The sequence below is a fragment of the Anoxynatronum buryatiense genome (assembly GCF_900182905.1).
GTDB classification, from domain to species: Bacteria; Bacillota; Clostridia; order Peptostreptococcales; family Tindalliaceae; genus Anoxynatronum; species Anoxynatronum buryatiense.
This window is the reverse complement of sequence record NZ_FXUF01000003.1, coordinates 331,271-354,087: the sequence shown is the minus strand read 5'-3', so window position 1 is coordinate 354,087 and position 22,817 is coordinate 331,271. Positions and strand designations below refer to the sequence as shown.

Sequence of the window (22,817 nt, the reverse complement as noted above, 5' to 3'; positions counted from 1 at the left end):
TCTATTCATAAGACTCGTATTGTTGATATCTGTCGGTTCTGGCTTGCATCCGGCGAATGCGTTTTTTCTTTCGACGCAAACGATACACGTAGCTTTGCCAAATCAGAAAAAATAGTAAAAAGGCCGGGAACAAATAACCACGATAGCTGATGCGTTGATATACTGGCACAAAATCGACTTGCTGCTGATTAACCAGTGAGACCTGCCCAATTAAGTTATCTTCATAAAAATAATCAATCGAACCAAAAATTGTCCCGGATTCTATAGGGGCAGTGATGTTTTCATCAATAAGGGAGAGTTTCGGTTTGATATCGTCTGCCATGATACTCCTCGGAACAACAAAGGAAAGCGTGCTGTCACTATAGAGTGTCAAAGAATCTTCGGTGCCGTTTAAAACTGGTATTGCAGTTAGCTCAGATCCTGACTCAACAAGAGTGATGGTGTGAAAATGTTGAAAGCCATAATCAAGCAGTGTTCTTGAATCTGAATAAATATTTTCCTGTTCAGCATTCAATACGACGGCAATAAAACGTTGGTCACCAAAATTCGCCGAGCTTACCAGGCAGTTGCGTGCACTGTTGGTATAGCCTGTTTTGATACCATCTACCGGCTCATAGTATATATCGGTACTCAGTCCCTGATACATCATTTGATGATTTGGTCCGGTTCCCCAGAGAAAGCGGTTAGAATTATTATAAACCCGTTGATCGGTTTCGCCGGTGGGAGGGATAACAAGAGACCGACTGGCAACAATTTCGCGAAACAGATCGTATTGCATCGCTTCCCGTGCAATCATTGCCAGGTCATAGGCAGTTGTTTTATGTGATTCATTTGGCAAACCATGAGGATTGGTGAAGTGAGTATTTTTAGCGCCAAGGGCGGCAGCGCGTTCATTCATCAAAAGAACAAAAGAATCAACAGAACCTGAGATATGCCGGGCCAACACTTCGGCCGCGTCATTGGCAGAACGAATCAATAATGCTTTTAGAAGCGTTTCCACTGAAAAAGATTCACCGGGGACTATGTACATACTTGACCCAGTCACACCAGGCTCGTAGTCGATATGAACAATATCATTCAGCGAGGCATTTTCTAGTACCAACAGCGCTGTTAGAATTTTAGTGGTACTGGCTGGAAAAGTGGGTTCATTGGCATTTTTATCAAAAAGAATGGTTCCTGTTTTCAGATCCATTAATACAGCACGTGGTGCAATGATGTCGGGTTCAACCGCTGTTGGAAAGGCATAAATAGGATTGATAAAAAGGGAAAACATTAGTACTAGAAACAGCAGGCTCGATAGAACAATTTCTGAAGTGCGTTTAATTGAAAATTTCAATGAGTTATCAGCTCCCGATAAAAATAAGAATAGTTAAAGGCGTTGGTGAAGAAAGACGGACATTTCACCCCACAAAGCCACTATTATATAGTACAATAGATTTGTTAATTTGTTAAGAGTGGAAAGACATCAAATTAGATTCCCATTTTTCGTCCTGAAGGAGCTGACACATGTGGCACTGTCGCGTCAACATAAGTGGATTTTTGTTATTGGAACCTGTTTGCTGTTTGTCATTTTAGGACTTTATCAACATTATGAACAGCAAAAAACCATTTATATCCTTTCAGAAATAGAAAAAACCAATCTTTCTGAACAGCTTCAACCAGAAAGTGCTCTTTCGGTGACTTCAGCAATAGAACAGGAAAAAGGGACAATCATGGTTCATATCGAAGGAATGATCCAACATCCAGGTGTTTATGAATTGGAAGAAGATGCACGTTTGATTGAACTTGTTCATTTAGCTGGTGGTCTCAGGGAAGGAGCTGCAAAAAAAGTTAACCTGGCACAAAAATTACATGATGAAGCCTTTGTGTTTATTCCCAGTGAAGAAGAATTTGATTTAGAAGTAGATACTACGTTACCAACATTGAATTTTCAACCTTCTGCTTCACCATCCAACAGCCAGCTGATTAATATTAATACAGCTGACCAACGTCAGCTGGAAACACTCCCCGGCATTGGACCGGTTCTGGCCGAAAGAATTATGGATTATCGGGAACAGCATGGTTCATTTAAGGCGCTTTCAGATTTAAAAAAAGTCAGTGGAATAGGAGATAAGAAATTTCAGGATTTAGAATCATCCATTACCATCTGAAAGAGTTTGATTATCGGGATGAATGTGCAAAAAGGACGACATAATACTATGATAAGGAGGTGATATGCATGGAACCAGTACGTTTGACAACACTGACAAAGAGCGCCGGCTGAGCAGCTAAAATCGGACCGGAGGTCCTGACTCAGGTTTTGGGGCAGTTGCCCAAAAAAATGGATCCAAGAGTACTTGTAGGCCTTGAAACAAGTGATGATGGTGCAGTCTACCAATTAACTCCAGATTTGGCGATTATCCAAACGGTCGATTTTTTCACACCTGTTGTGGACGATCCCTACACATTTGGAGAAATTGCTGCTGCCAATTCCCTAAGTGACATCTATGCCATGGGGGGAACACCGATTCTTGCTTTGAATATCGTTGGATTTCCCAATTGTCTTTCAACCCAGGTGTTGGAAAAAATTCTGCAGGGAGGGGCTGCAAAAGTATTGGAAGCAGGGGCTTCTTTGGTGGGGGGACATTCGGTGGAAGATGATGAGCCTAAATATGGTCTTTGCGTTACGGGAACAGTTCACCCTGATCATATACTCACTAATAAAAATGCTAAACCAGGCGATCGGCTGATTCTGACAAAACCGTTAGGAACCGGCGTGCTTAACACAGCTATAAAAGCTGAAATGTTAGGCGAAAGTGACTATCAGGAAGCTGTATCAGTAATGACACTGTTAAACAAATCTGCACTTGACGCCGCCAGAGGTGGTGCTATTAATGCTTGCACCGATATTACCGGGTTTGGTCTTTTCGGACATGCTATAGAAATGGCTGAAGGAAGCGGAGTGACCATCCGGCTTAAAATGTCAGCAATCCCTTTTATTTCTGCAGCGATTGACAACGCCCGAATGGGTTTAATTCCAGGTGGGATGTATCGAAATCGTGATTACTTTGGATCGCGTGTGAAGGTAACGGGGATAGTAGATGAAGCATTGTTGGACTTGTGCTATGATCCACAAACTTCTGGCGGATTGTTACTGGCAATACCCGAAAGTGATGTTTCGCGAGCACTGGAATCCCTTGAAAAGACGCAACCATGCGCATTTGCAGAGATTGGAAGTGTGGGAGAAGCTGCATCATATGCTATTGAAATAAGTGAATAGTATCAGGAAATGGAATAACCAAAACAGGACGGCATGCGCCGTCCTGTTTTGGTTAAAAATGTAAGCAAAATTGTCCTAGAGATTTTGCTTTTCAAAGAATTCCTTTGTCAGATTAACAACGACACCACTTAAAGCAAGCAGAGCCACCAAGTTGGGGATCGCCATCAGACCATTCAGTGTATCGGCGATGTCCCAGATCAATGTCAGGCTTCCCACAGAACCCAAAACGATGAGTGGCAACCAGATAATACGATAGATTTTGTTGAAACCTGAGCCAAGAATAAACTCTGCGCATTTTTCGCCGTAATATGCCCAGGAAAGCAGTGTTGAAAAGGCGAAAAACAAAATACCGATGGCGACAATAATACCACCGGGACCAGGGAGTCCTTCATTAAAGGCGGCAGTTGTTAGTGCTGCTCCAGTAACACCACTGCTCCAAACACCAGAAGTAATGATGGTTAGGGCGGTTAATGTACAAATGACAATGGTATCAGCGAAAACTTCAAACACCCCCCACAAACCCTGTCGCACAGGATGGTCTGTTCGGGCAGCAGCATGGGCAATTGGAGCACTACCCAAACCAGCTTCATTGGAGAAGACGCCGCGGGCAACCCCGAAACGCATGGCCATCATAACGGTCGCTCCTGCAAATCCGCCCACTCCGGCTTTGGCAGTAAAAGCGTGGCGGAAAATCAGAGCAAAAGCTTCAGGAATATGAACCAAGTTTAAAATAACAATGACGATAGCGCCAATCATGTAAAAAACTGCCATAAATGGAACAATTTTTTCAGTTACTTTAGCGATGCGTTTCAGACCACCCAGAATAACGGCTCCGGCGGCAATGGCAAGCACGACACCTGAGACAACGTGCGGAATGCCAAAGCTGGTGTTAAGCGCATCAGCCACTGAGTTGGCCTGTACCATGTTACCAATACCAAAGGCTGCCAATGCACCAAAGAGAGAGAAAATCCAGGCGAGCCATTTCCAGTTGGCGCCCATACCGTCAACAATGTAGTACATGGGGCCGCCCACCCAGTTGCCTTCGGCGTTCTTTTCACGATATCTGATGGCCAGTACGACTTCTGCAAATTTGGTCATCATGCCAAAGAAAGCAGAAACCCACATCCAGAATACCGCTCCTGGTCCACCGATGGCAATAGCAGTAGCCACACCGGCAATATTACCGGTACCAATGGTAGCGGCCAATGCAGTCGAAAGTGCCTGGAAAGGAGTAATATCACCATCTTCAGCAATTTCTGTCTTGTCAAAAATTTTGAACAGCGTTTCTTTCATGGCAAAGCCAAACTTACCTACCTGCAGGAAATTAGTTCTAAAAGAATAATAAACACCGGTTCCTACCAGAAGTACGAGCATGTAGGGTCCCCATACAATACCATTGATGGTGCCGTTGATGCTTTCAATCATCTGTACAAATCCGATCAAATCACACGACCTCCTTTGACATAGTGGTTGACCATCTCGACACAGACTTTCGGTGATTCGCCTCCTTTTCTTAAGATTTGCTTGGGATAAATGGTCATAACAAAAGACAATGAATGCGTTTAAGTACAGCACTGCACCTAATCCAGTTCATGCCGATAAAACGATCAATGCCTCTCTGTGTATGTATACCCAAAGCATTATACTATTATAACAGTTTCATATTATCATAATACTCAAAATAATAAAAGATGATGAATGTCCTTTTAAGACAATTTTAACGATGTGTTCACTCAAAAAACACATTTCGCGAAATGGTCAGAATCATTCAGCAATGTTTCAACGTTCTTGACATATAGCATTCAGCGAAATAGACATGCATTGTTCTCACAAAGTGTGATTTATGCTATAATTGAGTGGAATGATCATGGAGGTGTTACCTTGGAACGTCAGGCTTGGTTGCGGAAAATTCCCAAAACAGACGATGTGCTTCATCAGATTAAAACGATTGATGACATGCAAACTTTCAATGAGGATTTTATAAAAGCTGAAGTTCGTCAAGTCTTACAAGAACTAAGAGAAGCAATTCTCACTGGTGAATACTCCGAAGATCACCCGCAAAATCTGAGTATTCAGCAGATCATCAAGTCAGTTCAAGAAAGATGTCAGCAGATTTCCGCATTACAGCTGCGCAGAGTCATAAACGGGACTGGCGTGGTTCTTCATACAAACCTGGGCCGTGCGCCGCTGGGAAACTATGTTAAAGAAGCATTGTGGGACGTTGCTCAAGGGTACAGTAACCTTGAAATGAATTTAACAACAGGAAAACGAGGCAGTCGTTATGATCACATGAAAGAAATATTGCTGCGACTAACAGGTGCCGAAGACGTTTTAGTTGTCAATAATAACGCTGGTGCTGTTTTGTTGGTGCTTTCAGCCATCGCCAAGGGTAAAGAAGTGATTATATCCAGGGGTGAACTGGTGGAGATCGGTGGTTCTTTTCGAGTGCCAGAAGTAATGGAGCAAAGCGGTGCTACACTTATTGAAGTGGGAGCCACAAATAAAACCTATGTACGAGATTACGAAAAAGCAGTGACAGAACACACCGGGGCATTGCTGAAAGTACACCAAAGCAACTTTAAAATTGTGGGATTTACTCAGGAAGCATCAGTGGAGGAGCTGGTTTCACTGGCACATTCCCATGATTTGCCTTTAATTAATGATTTGGGCAGCGGACTTCTGATTGATCTTGAAGTCGATGGTTTTCCTGCAGAACCAACTGTACAGCAGGCCATTGAAGCAGGTAGTGATGTTGTCACATTTAGTGGTGACAAATTGCTGGGAGGTGCTCAGGCCGGTATCATCGCCGGAAAACGTGAATGGATCAGGCTTATTGAAAAGCATCCGTTAACAAGAGCCCTTCGAGTGGACAAGCTAACATTATGTGCTTTGGAAGCTACGTTGGTACAGTACCTCGATCCAATACAAGCTAAAAAACATATACCAGCTTTGAAGATGATGACTGAATCGGTTCAAAATCTGCAGCAACGTGCAAAGGATTTATATGATCAACTTCAGTCTGTCAATAATGACGATTCTGGCATTCAAATAGATATTATACCAGGGTCGTCTCAGGTGGGTGGTGGTTCATATCCAACTGTTCAAATGGAAAGCCGTCTCATCCGCTTCAGTTCATCGCTTGAGAACATACCCCGTCTCGAACGGTTCCTGCGCAGTCAAAGCCCTGCAATTGTTGGTCGTATTCAGGACAACGCACTGCTTTTGGATTTGCGTACCATTTTCCAGCAGGACTATAATGATATCTGCCAAGCATTTCTGGCTTGGATAACTCTGCAGAATCAGGAGTGAAGTTATGAAACATCTAATCATTGGAACAGCAGGGCACATTGATCATGGAAAAACCACGCTCATCCATGCATTGACCGGCAGAAACACCGATCGCCTGAAAGAGGAGCAGAAACGGGGTATTTCCATCGAGTTGGGGTTCACCTATTTTGATCTCCCAGATGAGCGGCGGGCAGGCATTATTGATGTGCCGGGGCATGAAAAGTTCATTCGCCATATGCTGGCTGGTGTCGGTGGAATGGATTTAGTCATGTTGGTTGTTGCAGCAGATGAAGGTGTCATGCCGCAGACAAAAGAACATCTGGATATTTTGTCATTGCTTGATATGAAACAAGGGGTCATTGTCATTACAAAATCTTCGCTGGTTGAGACTGACTGGCTCGAACTTATTAAAGAAGAGATAAGACAGGCAACAAGCGACACATTTTTGGAAGCCAGTCCAATTATAGCCGTAGACTCCATTACCGGTGATGGGATTCCAGTCCTTTTGGAGTTGCTAACCGAAGCATACGATAGGATTGAAACCCGTGACCAAACAGCGCCTTGTCGAATCCCCATCGATCGTGTATTTACCATAACTGGTTTTGGAACAGTTGTGACAGGTACATTGTTGGAAGGTACAGCAAAGGTTGAAGAAACGCTGGAAATTTTTCCGGAAGAAACAGTTGCTCGAATCAGAAACATTCAGGTTCATGGCAATACGGTTAAAGAAGCCTATGCAGGCCAGCGTGTGGCCATTAACCTGTCCGGATTGAAAAAAGATCAGATAAAACGCGGCAGCTTTCTTGCACAACCGGGATCCATGACATATACCATGATGGTTGATTGTCGAATAAAGATGTTAAAAAATGCCAACAGACCTTTAAAACAACGTGACCGCATACGATTATATCATGGCACTTCAGAAATTCTTGCCCGGGTTGTCATTCTTGAAAAAGAACAGGTTGAACCAGGTGAAAGTGCATTGGTGCAGTTTCGATTAGAAGAAAGGGCAGCTTTCAGAAAAGAAGATAAGCTCATTGTTCGATTCTATTCCCCCATGCAAACGTTGGGAGGTGCTCGTGTCATTGACCCGAACCCGGAAAAACATAAAGCACTTCGACAGGACGTCATCGATGAGCTTCAGGCGAAAGAAAGTGGTGGCCCGGAAGTCTATCTTGAGCAGCAAATACTTCGTTTTAGCAAAGAACTTCCTGATACAGGTGCTCTGTGTAAACACACCGGCTATTCTTCTGATCAGCTGATAGCACTTCTGCAACAGCTGGAAGAGGAAGGCAGTATTTACTCAATCGGTTCAATGGCATATGTCCATCAAGAATATTATCATCAAATTGTTGAGGATATAGTCAATAAATTATCGAGATATCACAAAGATAATCCGCTGAGAAGAGGCATGCCAAAAGAAGAACTGAAAAGCAGGGTATTTGGTGATATCCGCTCAAAAATAGTTGATCGCTGGCTGGAACAACTAGAAACTGAAGATATCATAAAAGCAGATGGTAAACTTGCTGCATTAGCGGATTTCAAAATTAAGATCAATCCGATCCAGCAGAAAATAATGAATCAGATTGAATCGCTTTATCTTGAAAAGCCTTTTGCACCACCACGGCTTGAAGAAATTGCAGGTATCATCAAAGTTAAAGAAAAAGAAGTGCGCCAAGTGATCGAGTTAATGCTGGGACAACCCTTAATTCGCATCAATCAGGAAATGGTTTTTCATCAAAATTCAATTAATGCAGCTAAAGATATGCTCCTGAAGCATTTTGAAAATCATTCAGACATCGCGCCAGCTGATTTCCGGGATCTTCTAGGCACAAGCAGGAAATTTGCAGTTGCTTTGCTGGAATATTTTGATCAGGAAAAACTGACGAAGCGCAATGGAGACAGCCGTATATTGAATCGAAAACTCTGATGATAATTAATGGTTTTTTTCATAAATAATTCGGTGTGCATAGACAGAGTTGATTAAGCTCCATCGGTTGTGATATAATACCTCCGTTGCCACTTTCATGGTAAAGGGTAATCAGGGAGTAGATGGGTGCTGGTGTATCCTCTGGTCTTCAAAACCAGTACGAGGGGTTAGTAGCCTCTTGGGTGGGTTCGATTCCCACGTACTCCCGCCAAAACAACACCGAATTGAGAGCTCCGGCTCTCAATTTATTTTTGTATTCAAGACGGCAGTCAATTCATTCTGGGGAGTTAGAAAGATGAACATGACATGGGAAGATCTCAAAAATCAATTAAAAAAGAAATGCATTAAAGTGACACGACAGCGAGAACAATTGCTTCGATTATTTCTATCTCCTGAACAGCATTTATTGACAGCTGCCCAAATTCATCAGGCACTACAGTTGACCGACCAAAATATGAACCCTTCAACCATTTACCGCAATCTGGAAACACTCGATGAAGCAGGGATTATTCGCCAGATCTCTTTGAACGACGGGCTTGCTCGCTATGAACTGGTAACAGATCATCATCACCATCATCTCATCTGTCTTCAATGCAACCGTATGCAAGTGGTAGACGTATGTCCCTTTGAAGAAATTAACCGCTTTGTAAAGCAGCACACAAATTTTCTTCCGGTGGAACATCGCTTTGAAATTTACGGCTATTGCAGTGAGTGCCGTCAGAATGAGGAAGAGGGAAAAAAATGATCATCATGGGGATTGATCCCGGATTAGCTATTACCGGCTTTGGACTGGTGCATTTTGAACAAAATCATTTCCAGGTAATACAGTATGGTGTCATTCGCACAGAAAGCAAACAGCCCTTACCGGATCGATTGCTGCAAATTCATCAGGGAATTCAAACACTTATCAAACAATATAAACCTGAGGCAGTAGCAGTCGAAGAGCTTTTTTTTAATACAAATGCGAAAAGTGCACTCTTGGTGGGACAGGCACGAGGCGTAGTTGTGGTTACTGCAGCTGCAGCAAGCTTACCAGTTTATGAGTATACACCGTTACAGGTCAAGCAAGGGATTGCAGGTTACGGACGTGCTGAGAAGAAACAGGTACAACACATGACAAAAACCCTCTTAAACCTCAAGGAAATTCCAAGACCTGATGATGCCGCAGATGCCCTTGCGATAGCTGTATGCCATGCACATACCGGTCATTTCAAGCAATTGTTCAGTGTGTAATTGCGCACTTTTTTGCCAGCGCAAAAGCAGTATTCATTTCTGGAAGGAGACTGCACCATGATAGAATTCGTAAAGGGAACCGTCCATTCAGTTTCGGTGGATCAGGCAATTATCGATGTGAATGGGATTGGTTATGGAGTCTACTCATCCCTTACGACGTTGGTAAAATTAGTGAATGGTCAGGAAGTAACGTTGCATACTCATTACAGTTTGAGGGAAGACGGCGCCAGTCTTTATGGATTTTTCAGCAGAAATGAGCTGGACATGTTTAAAAAATTAATCACAGTGACCAAAGTGGGTCCAAAAGCAGCCGTTGCCATTTTGTCTACATTTTCTGTCGAGAATCTTTGTCAGGAGATTCTGGCCCATAATCTGGATTCGTTGTCAAAAGCTCCAGGAATTGGTAAAAAAACAGCTGAGCGTATAGTTTTGGAGTTAAAGGACAAAGTGAAGAAAATGGGCTATACAGAGACAGATATACCCGTACAAATAAACTCGTTTGAAGACGAAGTGTTGGAAGCATTAATGGCGTTGGGTTATCATAAGACAGAGGCACTGGAAGCCGTCAGAGCAACGACTAATCAGGGGATTTCTACTGAAGAAGGTATCAAAGCGGCCTTGTCATGGCTGATGAAATAAGCGTCACAAAGATGGAAAAGAGGCGATTCCACCATGACTATAGAAGAACGGATTATTTCAGGCTCAACGCAGGAAGAAGACGTTGCCATTGAAAATGGCCTGAGGCCACGACGTTTGGATGATTATATTGGCCAGGAGAATAACAAGGAAAAATTCCGGATCTTTATCAAAGCGGCCAGAGAAAGAAATGAAGCACTTGATCATGTATTGCTTTATGGGCCCCCTGGTCTTGGAAAAACGACACTATCAAGCATTATCGCCAATGAATTGAATGTTAATATCCGAATCACCAGTGGACCTGCCATTGAACGTCCAGGAGATCTGGCTGCTGTTTTAACCAATCTTGGTGAAAACGATGTGCTGTTTATCGATGAAATCCACCGACTGAATCGTACGGTGGAAGAAATCTTGTACCCTGCCATGGAAGACTTTGCGCTGGATATCATTATCGGTAAAGGACCAAGTGCCCGAACGGTTCGTTTGGATTTATCCAAATTTACACTTATTGGAGCTACCACTCGTGCAGGGCTGCTTACTTCCCCGCTGAGAGACCGGTTTGGGGTAATCTGTCGGCTTGAGCTATATGAGCAACATGAACTGGCACAAATAGTCAGACGCTCTGCAAGAATTCTTGATATACCCATCGAAGAAAAAGCAGCTTCTGAAATTGCCTCCCGGTCCAGAGGAACGCCGCGTATAGCCAACCGACTGCTGAAACGCATACGAGATTATGCCCAGGTACGGGCAGATGGTGTTATTAACCTGCAGGTGGTGCAGGATGCAATGGCACTGTTGGAAATTGATCCTTTGGGACTGGATGGCACTGACAAAAAGATGATTTTGGCGATGATTGATCATTTCAATGGCGGGCCGGTGGGACTAGACACGCTTTCTGCTGTTACAGGAGAAGAAAAGACAACCATTGAAGACGTCTATGAACCGTATTTGATGCAAATTGGTTTTATGAGCCGTACACCGAGAGGGCGAGTGGTAATGAAACGTGCTTATGAGCATTATCATCGTTCTTTAGACGAAAAAAGCGAGTGATGAAAATGAACACCCTGGCAAAAGGATTGATGTTTTTGGGGCTGTTCCTGATATTAATTGGTTGTTGCATGCTATTAGCTAATCGAATGGGACTGGGACGCCTGCCTGGAGATTTTATGCTGCAGCGGAAAAACGTTATTGTGTATTTTCCATTGGCTACCAGCCTTTTGGTGAGCCTTTTGCTAACGATTCTGTTGAACCTGTTCCTTCGCCGCTAAGCAAAAGCACATTTTTCTGCAAGCCGACATTTCAAGAAAACAGATTCATTATTTATTCTCTAAGAAAGTATGTGGCCTATGAAAACAAATGAATTTTACTATGAGTTACCGGAGCACCTTATTGCGCAGCATCCATTGGAAAAACGGGATCAATCCCGTCTACTGACACTGAATGCCAAAGATAGAACCATCGAGCATTATCATTTTTCTGACATCAGACATTTATTAAAACCGGGTGACGGGCTTGTCATCAATAACTCCAGAGTGATTCCTGCTCGCTTAATTGGGCGTAAACGCTACACCAATGGCCGCGCTGAGTTTCTTCTTTTAAAGCAAACGCAGTTGAATCAGTGGGAGGTACTGGCAAAACCGGCCAAGAGAATAAAAACAGGCACAGAAGTCATATTTGGCAAAAATGATCTTCGCGCCGTTGTGCGTGAAGAAAAAGATGAAGGGCTGCGTATCATTGAATTTATGACAGATCGTCCCGTGCTTGAAGTGCTTGAAGAGCTTGGCGAAATGCCACTTCCTCCATATATTCATGAGCATCTGGAAGATAGAGAGCGCTATCAGACAGTTTACAGCCGCCATAAAGGATCTGCTGCTGCTCCAACAGCAGGACTCCACTTCACGAAAGAACTGCTTGAAGAAATCGAAAACATGGGAGTCAGTATTATTCCGGTAACGCTTCATGTTGGACTGGGCACCTTTCGCCCTGTACAGGCTGAAGATGTTGAAGCACACGAAATGCATGAAGAGTATTATGAGATATCGCAGGAAAGTGCCGATGCCATGAATCGTATCAAAACATCGGGAGGACGCATTGTTGCAGTTGGAACAACCACCTGTCGCACGCTTGAATCAGCTATGTGTAGCGGCGGGTCATCCATTGAGGAAGGCAGCGATTGGACGCGATTGTTCATAACGCCCGGATATCAGTTTCGCTGGGTTGATGTACTTATTACAAATTTTCATTTGCCTGAATCCACATTATTAATGCTTGTCAGTGCATTTGCTGGAAAAGACTTTGTGATGGAATCTTATCGTCAGGCAGTGGATGCGTCTTATCGATTCTTTAGTTTTGGTGACGCCATGTGGATTGAGCGATGATAGAAAAAGGAGCAACTATGAAAAAAAATATTTTTCAGCAAACAGCAGTATCCAGCGAGTCAAAGGGGAGAACAGGGTTACTGACAACCACACATGGTCAAATTGAAACGCCAATTTTTATGCCCGTTGGAACACAGGCAACTGTGAAAACCATGACACCAGAAGAATTAAAAACCATACACACCCAGATCCTACTCAGCAATACGTATCATTTGTATATGCGTCCGGGTCATGATTTGGTAGCCAGAGCAGGCGGGCTTCATTCCTTCATGAACTGGCCAGGGCCAATTCTGACTGACAGTGGTGGGTTCCAGGTATTTAGTCTGGGACCACTAAGAAAAATAACTGAAGAGGGTGTGGCATTTCAATCGCACATTGATGGTTCGCGGCATTTTATCTCACCGGAAAAATCTGTGGAGATCCAGAATTCACTGGGCGCTGACATCATCATGGCTTTTGACGAGTGCATTCCATATCCTGCTGATCACGAGTATGTGCTACACTCTGTCGATCGGACAACACGATGGGCCAAGCGCTGCTTTGATGCGCATAATCGATGGGATGACCAACATCTTTTTGGTATTATTCAGGGAGGGATTTTTCATGATCTACGCCAGCGAAGTGCAGAAGCATTGCTGGCGATGGACTTTCCAGGTTATGGTATCGGAGGGCTGAGTGTTGGCGAACCCAAAGAGTCGATGTATGATGTGCTTGATCATCTGATTCCACAAATGCCTCAAGATAAGCCCCGATACCTGATGGGAGTTGGCAGCCCTGACTGTTTAATTCACGGAGTGCTTCGGGGTGTCGATATGTTTGATTGTGTATTACCCACCCGTATTGCCCGAAACGGAACCGCCATGACAAGCATGGGTCAGGTTGTCATTAAAAATGCCGTTCACACAGAGGCCTTTGAACCCTTAGATCCCAATTGCGACTGCTATACGTGTCAAAACTATTCCAGGGCATACCTAAGACATTTGTTTAAGGCCAATGAAATTCTTGGTTTGCGACTGCTCACCTGGCACAATCTTCACTTTTTGCTTCATTTGATGAAAACACTTCGACAAGCGATTACTGAAGACCATTTAGTGGAAACATGCCGCGCTTTTTATCTGCAGTATTATGGCAAGCCGCTGGAATGGTAGTTGTCCATTGACAAGATACCGGAGATGTTGTTTAATGTAATAAGGATTGAACAATGACAGGAAGGAGGTCTAACATGCCGCAACAGTTATCTGGCTTGATTATTCCGTTGGGATTTCTTGCCATCTTCTATTTTCTAATTATTAAGCCGCAAAAAACCAAAGAGAAAAAAATCAGGGAAATGCGTAATAATTTGAAAGTTGGAGACGAAATCATCACCATCGGTGGTATCTACGGTAGAATACTGAAACTCAAGGATGAGGTCATCACCATTGAAGTTGGTATGGATAAGACAAAACTCACCATCACCAAATGGGCCGTTGGAAACCTCGCAGCTGAAACAGTATCAAAGGAAACCTCTGACAGCAGTAATGAATAATCCCATTGATTGACTCCATCAGGCAGCCGGCCAGTCCCGTGCTGCTTTTGGTTTGTAAGGATTTATTAGCGCTTCTCTTTTTTTTTCTGGAAGCGTGTGATATAATGCATAAGGATTCCATTTCGAAAGGAGAACGCTTCATGGCGCTTAAACGTATCAAAACTTTAAATGCATTGCATCTGCCCCCAAAAGGAGCAGATACAGGTTGTGGAGAATGTCAAACATCCTGTCAGTCAGCCTGTAAAACTTCCTGCACAGTGGGAAATCAAATCTGTGAAAAAGAATAGATTTTTGAAGAGTCCGTTCCATTAGCAGGAGTTTCGACTCCCTGCTTTTTTGTTTTGTGTATAAAATCGTCAGCAGTATACTGGAAAGGTTTCATGAGTGCTCTGCTGTAAATGAAGAAAGAAGGCCTTTAAGTGATTCACACATTCAGTAAGAATGGCATCAATCTGGCGATTGATGTGAACTCCGGTGCTGTACATATGGTGGATGAACTGGTTTACAAGATTCTAACCGGATCAGTCACCAGCAAACACTTACAGCTTCAGGATCATGAAAGACAACAGCTGGAAACTGAATATGGAAAATCAGCCGTAATTGATGCTTTGGCTGAAATCGGCCAACTAATATCAGCAAACCTGCTGTTTTCTGAAGCTCATCCGTTGGATGAAGAAGTGGCGCACCGCCCTGGTATTGTGAAAGCAATTTGCTTGCATGTGGCACACGATTGCAATCTTTCATGCGCATATTGTTTTGCATCAGAAGGCACCTTTCAAGGTGAAAGGTCTATGATGAACCTGTCGACAGGCAAAGCTGCCATTGACTTTTTGATTAGACATTCTGCGAAAAGAACCCATTTGGAAGTGGATTTTTTTGGCGGTGAACCTCTATTGAATATGCCATTAGTTAAAGAAGTCGTTGCATATGCACGAAGTCGTGAACAGGATACGGGAAAGGAATTTCGTTTCACACTGACAACTAATGCACTGGCACTTACTGATGAAAACATGGCATGGATTAACGAACATATGAGCAATGTGGTGCTCAGTCTCGACGGAAGACCTGAAATAAATGATCAAATGCGTAAATGTCGGAATGGTGAAGGCTCTTATCGGAAAATACTGCCAAACATCAAAAAAATGGCAGCTCTGAGGGCAGATCGCCCCCATTTTGTCAGGGGCACTTTTACAAGGGAAAACTTGGATTTTGCAAACGATGTGGCTCACTTGGTTGACCAGGGCTTTCGGGAAATCTCAGTGGAACCGGTTGTGGCACCACCAGAAAGCCCGCTTTCATTAAGGGATGAAGATTGCAATCTAATTGAAAAAGAATATGACCGCCTGGCAGAATTATACTTGCAATGTGCCAATGCGGGTCAGCCTTTCCGTTTTTTCCACTTCATCATTGATTTGAAACAGGGCCCGTGCATGAAAAAAAGGGCTTCAGGCTGTGGGGCTGGTACAGAGTATGTGGCCATTACACCAGAAGGAGATTTGTATCCTTGTCATCAATTCGTTGGTAACCCAGATTTTTGTATTGGTCATGTGTCAACTGGTTTGACGGCTGCTGAAACCGTGGCACAATTTGAAAATGCCACGATATATGATAAAAGTGAGTGTCGTGAATGCTGGGCAAAGTATTATTGCAGCGGCGGTTGTCATGCAAACGCCTGGCATAGCAATGGTTCACTTATTAAACCGTATGCCATTGGCTGCCGACTTGAAAAATCACGAATTGAAACTGCACTAATGTTGGTGGCAAAAGAAAGTGAGGAGATCGACTATGATCAAAGCCCATAATGGGCAGCATCCCACTATTGATAAAACTTGTTTTATTGCAGAAACAGCCAGTGTCATGGGAAATGTGGTTATGAAGCCAAATGCCAGTATTTGGTATGGTGTCGTTGCCAGAGGTGACTACAATGATATTTATATTGGTGAAGGCAGTAATATTCAGGATGGTTCAGTTTTACACATTGCCTACCACCATCCCACCATTATCGGTGATTTTGTAACGGTTGGACACAATGCCATTGTCCACGGATGTACCGTGGGAGATCGGGTGCTTGTCGGTATGGGTGCTATTATCCTAAATGGCGCTGTCATTGGAAACGATGCGATTATCGCAGCAGGCAGTCTGGTGCCGGAAGGCAAAACTATTCCGGCAGGCGTTTTGGCAATGGGATCACCAGCAAAAGTAATTCGTGATCTGACATCAGATGAAATCGACAAAATTAAGCGATCGGCAGAAGACTATATCGTTTTTGCCCAACAACACAAACGGGAACAAGACGCCCGATAAGGAGGAAACAACATGAAAGCAAAAGGTCTTATTGCCTTTGTGATAATTGTTGCATTGGCGATCACAGGTGTTTTGGCTGCTGTCAACGGGCTGCAAATAGGCGGTGCTGAAATAACACCTGTCAGAGACAGTATTAAACAGGGTCTTGATTTAAAGGGCGGTGTCTTTGTAGTTTTTGAGGCAGATACAACCGCCACAGGGCAGGAACTGGATCAACTGATTAACCAAACAATACAGGTATTCCGTCGACGGGTTGATGCCATGGGGTTGACAGAACCGACAATCGTTCAGGAAGGTGATCGGAGAATTCGTGTCGAACTGCCTGGAGTTGAGCAGGTGCAGGATGCGCTGGATATGATCGGAAAAACAGCACAGTTGCAGTTTGTAACACCTGACGGCGAGGTAGTGCTTACAGGCAGCAATGTGACAGACGCGGCCCCCACATATGTTGATAGAGAACCTAATCCAGTGGTTAGACTTGAACTGGACTCAGAAGGTACACGGAGCTTTTCAGACGCCACCGGAAGATATCTGGGTGAACCAATCTATATTATTCTTGATGATGAAGTGATTTCTGCCCCAATTGTTCAGGACCAGATTTCACTTGGAACAGCAACCATCAGCGGCAACTTTTCAATTGAAGAAGCATCCAATCTGGCGGCACTCATAAGAGCCGGCTCATTACCGGTCACCTTAAATGAAGTTCAGACTTCTACCATTACGGCTTCTTTGGGCGTCAATGCTCTCAACAGAAGTATTCAGGCAGCAAAGATAGGGATTGCGTTAGTGTTCCTTTTCATGCTGTTGATCTATCGGCTGCCAGGTCTTGTGGCCAACATCGCTTTGACAATCTATGTATTGTTGGTACTGGCCATCTTTATTAGTCTCAATGCCACGCTCACATTGCCGGGAATTGCAGCACTGATCCTCTCTATTGGCATGGCGGTAGATGCCAATGTTATTATTTTTGAACGTTTAAAAGAAGAGATGTCCAATGGAAAAACCGTTCGTGCGGCAGTTGATTCAGGATTCAAAAGAGCATTTAGAACCATCATGGATGCCAATATTACCACCCTCATTGCCGGCTTAGTTCTTTATCAGTTTGGAACAGGACCCATACGTGGGTTTGCAGTCATGTTGATAATTGGACTCGTCGTAAGTCTGTTGACAGCAGTATTTATCACCCGAGTACTACTCAAACTGTTGATTTCCACCAATCTTTTCAAAAATCCCCGCTACTTTGGCGTATAAGGAGGAAGCAGAAATGGATATTATTCATCAGAAAAAAATCTGGTTCTCCATCTCCGCCGCCATTATTCTGGTGGGGCTGGTAATGGCTCTTTTGACCGGAGTCAATGCAGGCATTGACTTTACCGGCGGTACCCTGATGGAGTTTGAACTGCATCAATCTGCCAGTACAGACGAAATCCGTTCGATTACAGACGCGTTTGATACAAGTGCCAGCATTAACTTTATTGGCAGTGATCAAACGACACTTCAGATCAGAACTATTGAAGATTTGGATCATTCTGAACGGATGGAAGTCTTCCGTGAACTGGAAACCCGTTATGAAATTACAGAAGATGATTTTTTGCGCGCTGAACAGTTTGGTCCTGCCATTGGAAGAGAAATTCGTGACAGAGCGTTTCTATCCATGCTGATAGCAGCAGTCGGAATGTTGATCTACATCACCTTTCGTTTCGAGTTCAGCTTTGGCATCGCAGCAATTATTGCATTGTTCCACGATATTTTAGTGGTTCTTGCGGTATATGTGATTTTCAGAATCCCGCTGAATAGCCCCTTTGTTGCAGCAATGTTAACCGTTTTGGGTTATTCAATCAATGATACCATTGTTGTTTTTGATCGGATTCGAGAAAATCGAAAAACCATGAAAAAGTTCGACTTTGAACAACTGGCCACCAACAGTATCAATCAAACAATCAAACGATCTGTCTATACCTCCCTGACAACACTGGTTATGATTCTTGCACTGTACATTATGGGAGTGCCTCAGATAAGAGAGTTTGCACTACCCCTGATCGCTGGAATTGTAAGTGGGACTTACTCTTCAATCTTCATTGCCAGCCCTGTATGGGTGATGATTAAGGAACGCACAAAGGATCGCAATAAAATGTTCGCCAAAGCTTGATCCGTCATCAGTGAGTTCCCTCCGACCACATACCGTATGCGCGTTACTGCGGCAGTGGTCGGTTTTTTCAATTATAACAACTGGGAATCGTGCATATATGGCGGGAGTTATTGCTCAATCTTCATCAAACCGTTATAATGAAACATATTGGCACTGACAAGATCTGAAAATTTGAACAATATCAGGAGGGTATACCATGGATCTTAAATCAACCATTCGTGAAATACAGGATTTTCCCAAAGAAGGTATTAACTTTAAAGACATTACCACCCTGCTGAAAGACCCATTGGCACTAAAAGCAACGATTGATGCCATTTCAGAAAACTTGAAGGATAAAGGCATTGAAATTATTGCCGGCCCTGAATCCCGCGGGTTTATTGTTGGTGTACCTGTCGCCTGTCAGGTGGGTGCGGGCTTTGTGCCCGTCAGAAAACCCGGAAAATTACCAGCTAAAGTTGAACGTTACGAATATGAACTGGAATATGGGACAGATGTTCTTGAAATCCACCATGATGCCATCAAACCAGGTCAAAAAGTAGCCATTGTGGACGACTTATTAGCCACTGGCGGCACTGTATTGGCAACGGCAAGGCTCATCGAATCATTGGGTGGAATTGTGGTTTCGGTCCAGTTCCTTATGGAACTAAATTTTCTCAATGGAAGAGAGAAACTGCAAGGGTACGAGGTGCAATCACTGATCACTTACGACGAATAAATCTTTGTGCAGTGTTCACTTGAAAATGAAGCTATGAGGAGGTGATCCTGAGATGCTGGAAAATCTCATTACCATGATTGAAGAGTATAATCCACAGTGTGATGTCGAACTGATCATCAGAGCTTTTCAGTATGCGGAAAGTGCCCATGAAGGCCAATACCGCAAATCGGGTGACAGGTACTTTTCTCATCCGGTGGAGGTTGCCAAAATCCTCATCCAAATGCAAATGGACAGCAGCACCATTGCAGCCGGGTTAATGCATGATGTACTGGAAGACACTCCCAATAGCTATGAGAAACTCAAATCTGAGTTTGGGGTTGAAATAGCAGAGCTGGTTGAAGGGGTCACCAAACTTACCAAAATGAGTTTTGAAACGCAAGAAGAAAAGCAAGCAGAAAACCTGCGCAAAATGTTTGTTGCAATGGCAAAGGACATTCGTGTTGTTTTGATAAAACTGGCAGACCGGCTTCATAATATGCGCACCCTTAAGTTTCAGAGTGATGAAAAGAAAAAAGAAAAAGCCCATGAAACCTTGGATATTTTTGCTCCAATTGCTCATCGCCTGGGTATTTCCCGCATTAAATGGGAACTTGAAGATCTCAGCCTGCTTTACATGGATCCTGAAGGGTATTATGCGTTGGTGGAAAAAGTTGCCAAAAAAAGAAAAGATCGTGAGGATTTCATCAATCTTGTCATTCGAGATTTAAAAGAAAAACTTTCCGATTTTGACATAGAAAATGAAATTTATGGGCGTCCCAAGCATTTCTATAGCATCTACAAAAAAATGGTAAATCAGGGCCGTGCCTTTGAAGAAATATTTGATTTTCTGGCCATTCGGGTGATTGTTGACAGCATTAAAGACTGTTATGGTGTTTTGGGTGTGGTTCACACCATCTGGAAACCCATTCCCGGTCGATTCAAAGACTATATCGCCATGCCGAAGCCTAATATGTATCAGTCTCTTCATACAACTGTGATTGGACCAAAAGGCGAACCTTTTGAAATTCAGATTCGAACCTGGGAAATGAATCAAATTGCAGAATATGGCATAGCGGCTCACTGGAAATACAAAGAAAATCAAACAACCAGGGAATCCAGTAACATTGATGAGAAACTTGGCTGGCTCAGCCAAATGATGGAGTGGGAAAAAGAAACAAAAGACCCCAAAGAGTTTATGGAATCACTGAAAATCGATCTGTTTACCAATGAGGTTTTTGTCTTTACGCCTAAGGGCAAAGTGATTGATTTGCCTGCCGGAGCTACCCCCATCGATTTTGCCTATAAAATTCATAGTGATATTGGCAACAAGTGCGTGGGAGCCAAAGTTGACGGCCGTATCGTTCCATTAAACTACAAATTGAAAAACGGTAATATCATAGAAGTGCTGACTTCATCCAACAGCAATGGCCCCAGTCGTGACTGGCTGAAGATTGTACAGAGTTCACAGGCTAAGACAAAAATTAAACAGTGGTTCAAAAAAGAACGTCGGGAAGAGAATATTACCAAAGGAAAAGAAATGCTGGAACAAAATGTCAAACGGATGAATGTACCCATGCAATTGGCAATGAACCCCAAAACACTGACATCTGTTGCTAAAAGAATGAGTCTGGCCTCAGAGGAAGACCTATATGCCACATTAGGCTATGGCGGCATCACACTGGCTCAGATTCTCCCTAAAATCAGAGAGTATATCAAACGTGAGATCCCGTCGGAAGAACTGGAAAAATGGATGCCGGCATTGCCCAAGAAAGAATCGGATAAAAAACGTCCGGTGAAAAAAAGTCAGGGTGTCAGCGTAAAAGGAATCGATAATATCATGGTGCGTTTTTCAAAATGTTGCAACCCGGTTCCCGGAGATGACATCGTGGGTTATATTACCCGGGGTCGAGGTGTTTCGGTTCATCGGCGTGACTGCCCCAGTCTTTCGGAAAGCCCGGAAAAAGATGAACGGGTGATTGAAGTGGAGTGGGACGGCGATACTCAAATTGATTTTCAGGCCGAAATTCAGATTAATGCCACCGACCGAAAAGGACTGCTGCGTGAAATCACTCAATTGCTGACAGATATGAAAGTAACTGTCAATGCGTTGAATGCCAGAACCAGTAAAGATCATTCCGCCTCTATCAATTTGGTCATCGAAACCAAAGATATTGCTTTTCTTGAGCACCTTATGCAAAAATGCAGACGAATGGAAGGTGTTCTGGATGTGTATCGCGTGAAAACGTAAGAATAGACAGTCGGCGTATATGCATTCATCCTAAACCATACTGACAAAAGAGGGAGTGGCAACAGTGAGAGCAGTCGTACAACGAGTCAGGAGCGCCAAAGTGACTGTGGATAATCAGATAACCGGAGAAATTCAACAAGGATTTTTGATATATGTGGGAGTTGAAAAAAACGACACCCAGGAAGATGTTAATTACATGGTGGAAAAAATCATTCATCTGCGCATATTTGAAGACCAGGATGGAAAAATGAACCGATCACTAATGGATGAAGCTGGTGAGATTTTATGTATTTCTCAGTTCACCCTGTTGGGTGACTGTCGAAAAGGAAGACGCCCCAGTTTTTCCGAAGCGAAGCCACCAGGCGAGGCAGATGCACTGTACCGTCAGTTTGTTGAAATGTGCAGAGACAAAGGGATTCACACCCAGACGGGTGTTTTTCAGGCGCATATGGCAGTTGAATCAGTGAATGATGGACCAGTCACCATGCTTGTCGACAGTAAAAAGCAATTTTAGTGACAAACACGCAGCCAATAATGGAAGGAGACCAACATGTTTAAAGTTAAAAAACTGGTAACAGGTCCGTTGCAGGTCAACACCTACATCTTGGGTGAAACAGAGTCTAAAGAAGCAATGGTGATTGATCCCGGCGGAAACGCCGGAGGTGTTATACAAGTTCTAGAACAACAAGGTTGGACGCTTAAACTCATTGTATTAACACATGGTCATGGTGATCATATTGGAGCAGTGGCAGAACTGCAGAATCGTACCGGCGTATCGATGGTTATTCATGAAGAAGATGTCGCCATGCTGACAGACAGTAAGCGAAACTTTACATCCATGATGGGGACAGGTATTGAAATTACCCCCGACGGTACACTGGAAGATGGTGATGAAATTCTACTGGGAGATCAGTCTGTTTTGGTAATTTCGACACCAGGTCATACACAGGGCGGAATTTGTCTCAAAGCAGACAATCTGTTGTTTACAGGAGATACCCTCTTCATGATGTCAATTGGCCGAACAGATCTTGAAGGCGGCAATCACCGTCAATTGATACGATCAATAAAAGATCGATTGATGGTCCTTGAAGACGATGTTGTCGTTTACCCTGGACACGGGCCTGAAAGCACAATTGGAGAGGAACGAACGAAAAATCCCTACCTGTAGGTGTT

Annotated in this window: 23 protein-coding genes and 1 tRNA gene; 22 read left to right on the top strand and 2 right to left on the bottom strand. The window is 43.5% G+C overall.

The annotated features are described in order from the left end of the window. Position 1: 1 nt before the first annotated feature. Positions 2–1,336: a D-alanyl-D-alanine carboxypeptidase family protein gene (locus QOL74_RS06415; RefSeq protein WP_283408609.1), complete on the bottom strand. Its 1,335-nt coding sequence runs from the start codon at positions 1,334–1,336 to the stop codon at positions 2–4. A 172-nt stretch (positions 1,337–1,508) separates the two neighbouring features. On the opposite strand from QOL74_RS06415, the gene QOL74_RS06410 reads away from it, so the two are divergent. Both QOL74_RS06410 and selD read left to right on the top strand, forming a co-directional pair. Next, positions 1,509–2,150 carry a ComEA family DNA-binding protein gene (locus QOL74_RS06410; protein WP_283408608.1) on the top strand — a complete coding sequence of 214 codons (642 nt, stop codon included), beginning with the start codon at positions 1,509–1,511 and terminating at the stop codon, positions 2,148–2,150. 68 nt (positions 2,151–2,218) lie between these two features. Further along, positions 2,219–3,259: a selenide, water dikinase SelD gene (selD, locus tag QOL74_RS06405; protein ID WP_283408607.1), complete on the top strand. Its 1,041-nt coding sequence runs from the start codon at positions 2,219–2,221 to the stop codon at positions 3,257–3,259. 75 nt (positions 3,260–3,334) lie between these two features. On the opposite strand, the gene QOL74_RS06400 is transcribed toward selD, so the two are convergent. Continuing rightward, complete coding sequence (locus QOL74_RS06400; RefSeq protein ID WP_283408679.1) at positions 3,335–4,684, bottom strand: alanine/glycine:cation symporter family protein; 1,350 nt, start codon at positions 4,682–4,684, stop codon at positions 3,335–3,337. Positions 4,685–5,140: 456 nt separating this feature from the next. Here QOL74_RS06400 and selA point away from each other — a divergent pair, with 456 nt between their 5' ends. From selA to QOL74_RS06300, 20 genes are all read left to right on the top strand, one after another. Next, entirely contained in the window at positions 5,141–6,568 is a 1,428-nt protein-coding gene (gene selA / locus QOL74_RS06395) for an L-seryl-tRNA(Sec) selenium transferase (RefSeq protein WP_283408606.1), read from the top strand. A gap of 4 nt (positions 6,569–6,572) precedes the next feature. Beyond that, positions 6,573–8,477 (top strand): selenocysteine-specific translation elongation factor, encoded by a 1,905-nt coding sequence (selB, locus tag QOL74_RS06390; RefSeq protein WP_283408605.1) that lies wholly within the window; start codon positions 6,573–6,575, stop codon positions 8,475–8,477. 114 nt (positions 8,478–8,591) lie between these two features. Continuing rightward, positions 8,592–8,688: transfer RNA gene (locus tag QOL74_RS06385), tRNA-Sec, on the top strand. An 84-nt stretch (positions 8,689–8,772) separates the two neighbouring features. Beyond that, complete coding sequence (locus QOL74_RS06380; protein WP_283408604.1) at positions 8,773–9,222, top strand: Fur family transcriptional regulator; 450 nt, start codon at positions 8,773–8,775, stop codon at positions 9,220–9,222. Beyond that, the gene (gene ruvC / locus QOL74_RS06375) at positions 9,219–9,710 is read left to right on the top strand and encodes a crossover junction endodeoxyribonuclease RuvC (protein ID WP_283408603.1); all 492 of its coding nucleotides are present in this window, start codon (positions 9,219–9,221) and stop codon (positions 9,708–9,710) included. Before QOL74_RS06380 ends, ruvC begins: the two co-directional genes overlap by 4 nt. Positions 9,711–9,767: 57 nt before the next feature. Continuing rightward, positions 9,768–10,349, top strand: a complete 582-nt coding sequence (gene ruvA, locus QOL74_RS06370; RefSeq protein ID WP_283408602.1) for a Holliday junction branch migration protein RuvA — start codon at positions 9,768–9,770, stop codon at positions 10,347–10,349. 39 nt (positions 10,350–10,388) lie between these two features. After that, on the top strand, positions 10,389–11,396 hold the full coding sequence (ruvB, locus tag QOL74_RS06365; protein ID WP_283408678.1) for a Holliday junction branch migration DNA helicase RuvB: 1,008 nt from the start codon (positions 10,389–10,391) through the stop codon (positions 11,394–11,396). Positions 11,397–11,401: 5 nt separating this feature from the next. Next, positions 11,402–11,614: a DUF2905 domain-containing protein gene (locus QOL74_RS06360; RefSeq protein WP_283408601.1), complete on the top strand. Its 213-nt coding sequence runs from the start codon at positions 11,402–11,404 to the stop codon at positions 11,612–11,614. Positions 11,615–11,692: 78 nt separating this feature from the next. Continuing rightward, positions 11,693–12,724: a tRNA preQ1(34) S-adenosylmethionine ribosyltransferase-isomerase QueA gene (gene queA / locus QOL74_RS06355; RefSeq protein ID WP_283408600.1), complete on the top strand. Its 1,032-nt coding sequence runs from the start codon at positions 11,693–11,695 to the stop codon at positions 12,722–12,724. A gap of 17 nt (positions 12,725–12,741) precedes the next feature. Then, positions 12,742–13,872: a tRNA guanosine(34) transglycosylase Tgt gene (gene tgt, locus QOL74_RS06350; RefSeq protein WP_283408599.1), complete on the top strand. Its 1,131-nt coding sequence runs from the start codon at positions 12,742–12,744 to the stop codon at positions 13,870–13,872. Between the two features lie 74 nt (positions 13,873–13,946). Beyond that, positions 13,947–14,249 carry a preprotein translocase subunit YajC gene (gene yajC, locus QOL74_RS06345; RefSeq protein WP_283408598.1) on the top strand — a complete coding sequence of 101 codons (303 nt, stop codon included), beginning with the start codon at positions 13,947–13,949 and terminating at the stop codon, positions 14,247–14,249. A gap of 140 nt (positions 14,250–14,389) precedes the next feature. Continuing rightward, the gene (gene scfA, locus QOL74_RS06340) at positions 14,390–14,536 is read left to right on the top strand and encodes a six-cysteine ranthipeptide SCIFF (RefSeq protein ID WP_283408677.1); all 147 of its coding nucleotides are present in this window, start codon (positions 14,390–14,392) and stop codon (positions 14,534–14,536) included. A 132-nt stretch (positions 14,537–14,668) separates the two neighbouring features. Beyond that, positions 14,669–16,051 (top strand): thioether cross-link-forming SCIFF peptide maturase, encoded by a 1,383-nt coding sequence (scfB, locus tag QOL74_RS06335; protein WP_283408597.1) that lies wholly within the window; start codon positions 14,669–14,671, stop codon positions 16,049–16,051. Continuing rightward, positions 16,035–16,553 carry a gamma carbonic anhydrase family protein gene (locus tag QOL74_RS06330; RefSeq protein WP_283408596.1) on the top strand — a complete coding sequence of 173 codons (519 nt, stop codon included), beginning with the start codon at positions 16,035–16,037 and terminating at the stop codon, positions 16,551–16,553. The genes scfB and QOL74_RS06330 overlap by 17 nt, the downstream gene beginning before the upstream one ends. A gap of 12 nt (positions 16,554–16,565) precedes the next feature. Continuing rightward, complete coding sequence (secD, locus tag QOL74_RS06325) at positions 16,566–17,804, top strand: protein translocase subunit SecD (protein WP_283408595.1); 1,239 nt, start codon at positions 16,566–16,568, stop codon at positions 17,802–17,804. A 13-nt stretch (positions 17,805–17,817) separates the two neighbouring features. Then, a complete protein-coding gene (secF, locus tag QOL74_RS06320; RefSeq protein ID WP_283408594.1) occupies positions 17,818–18,702 on the top strand; it encodes a protein translocase subunit SecF in 885 nt (294 codons plus the stop codon). Positions 18,703–18,898: 196 nt separating this feature from the next. Beyond that, a complete protein-coding gene (locus QOL74_RS06315; protein WP_283408593.1) occupies positions 18,899–19,417 on the top strand; it encodes an adenine phosphoribosyltransferase in 519 nt (172 codons plus the stop codon). A gap of 52 nt (positions 19,418–19,469) precedes the next feature. Further along, on the top strand, positions 19,470–21,644 hold the full coding sequence (locus tag QOL74_RS06310) for a RelA/SpoT family protein (RefSeq protein ID WP_283408592.1): 2,175 nt from the start codon (positions 19,470–19,472) through the stop codon (positions 21,642–21,644). A gap of 64 nt (positions 21,645–21,708) precedes the next feature. After that, positions 21,709–22,158, top strand: a complete 450-nt coding sequence (gene dtd / locus QOL74_RS06305) for a D-aminoacyl-tRNA deacylase (RefSeq protein ID WP_283408591.1) — start codon at positions 21,709–21,711, stop codon at positions 22,156–22,158. Between the two features lie 36 nt (positions 22,159–22,194). Further along, complete coding sequence (locus QOL74_RS06300) at positions 22,195–22,812, top strand: MBL fold metallo-hydrolase (RefSeq protein ID WP_283408590.1); 618 nt, start codon at positions 22,195–22,197, stop codon at positions 22,810–22,812. Positions 22,813–22,817 lie beyond the last annotated feature (5 nt).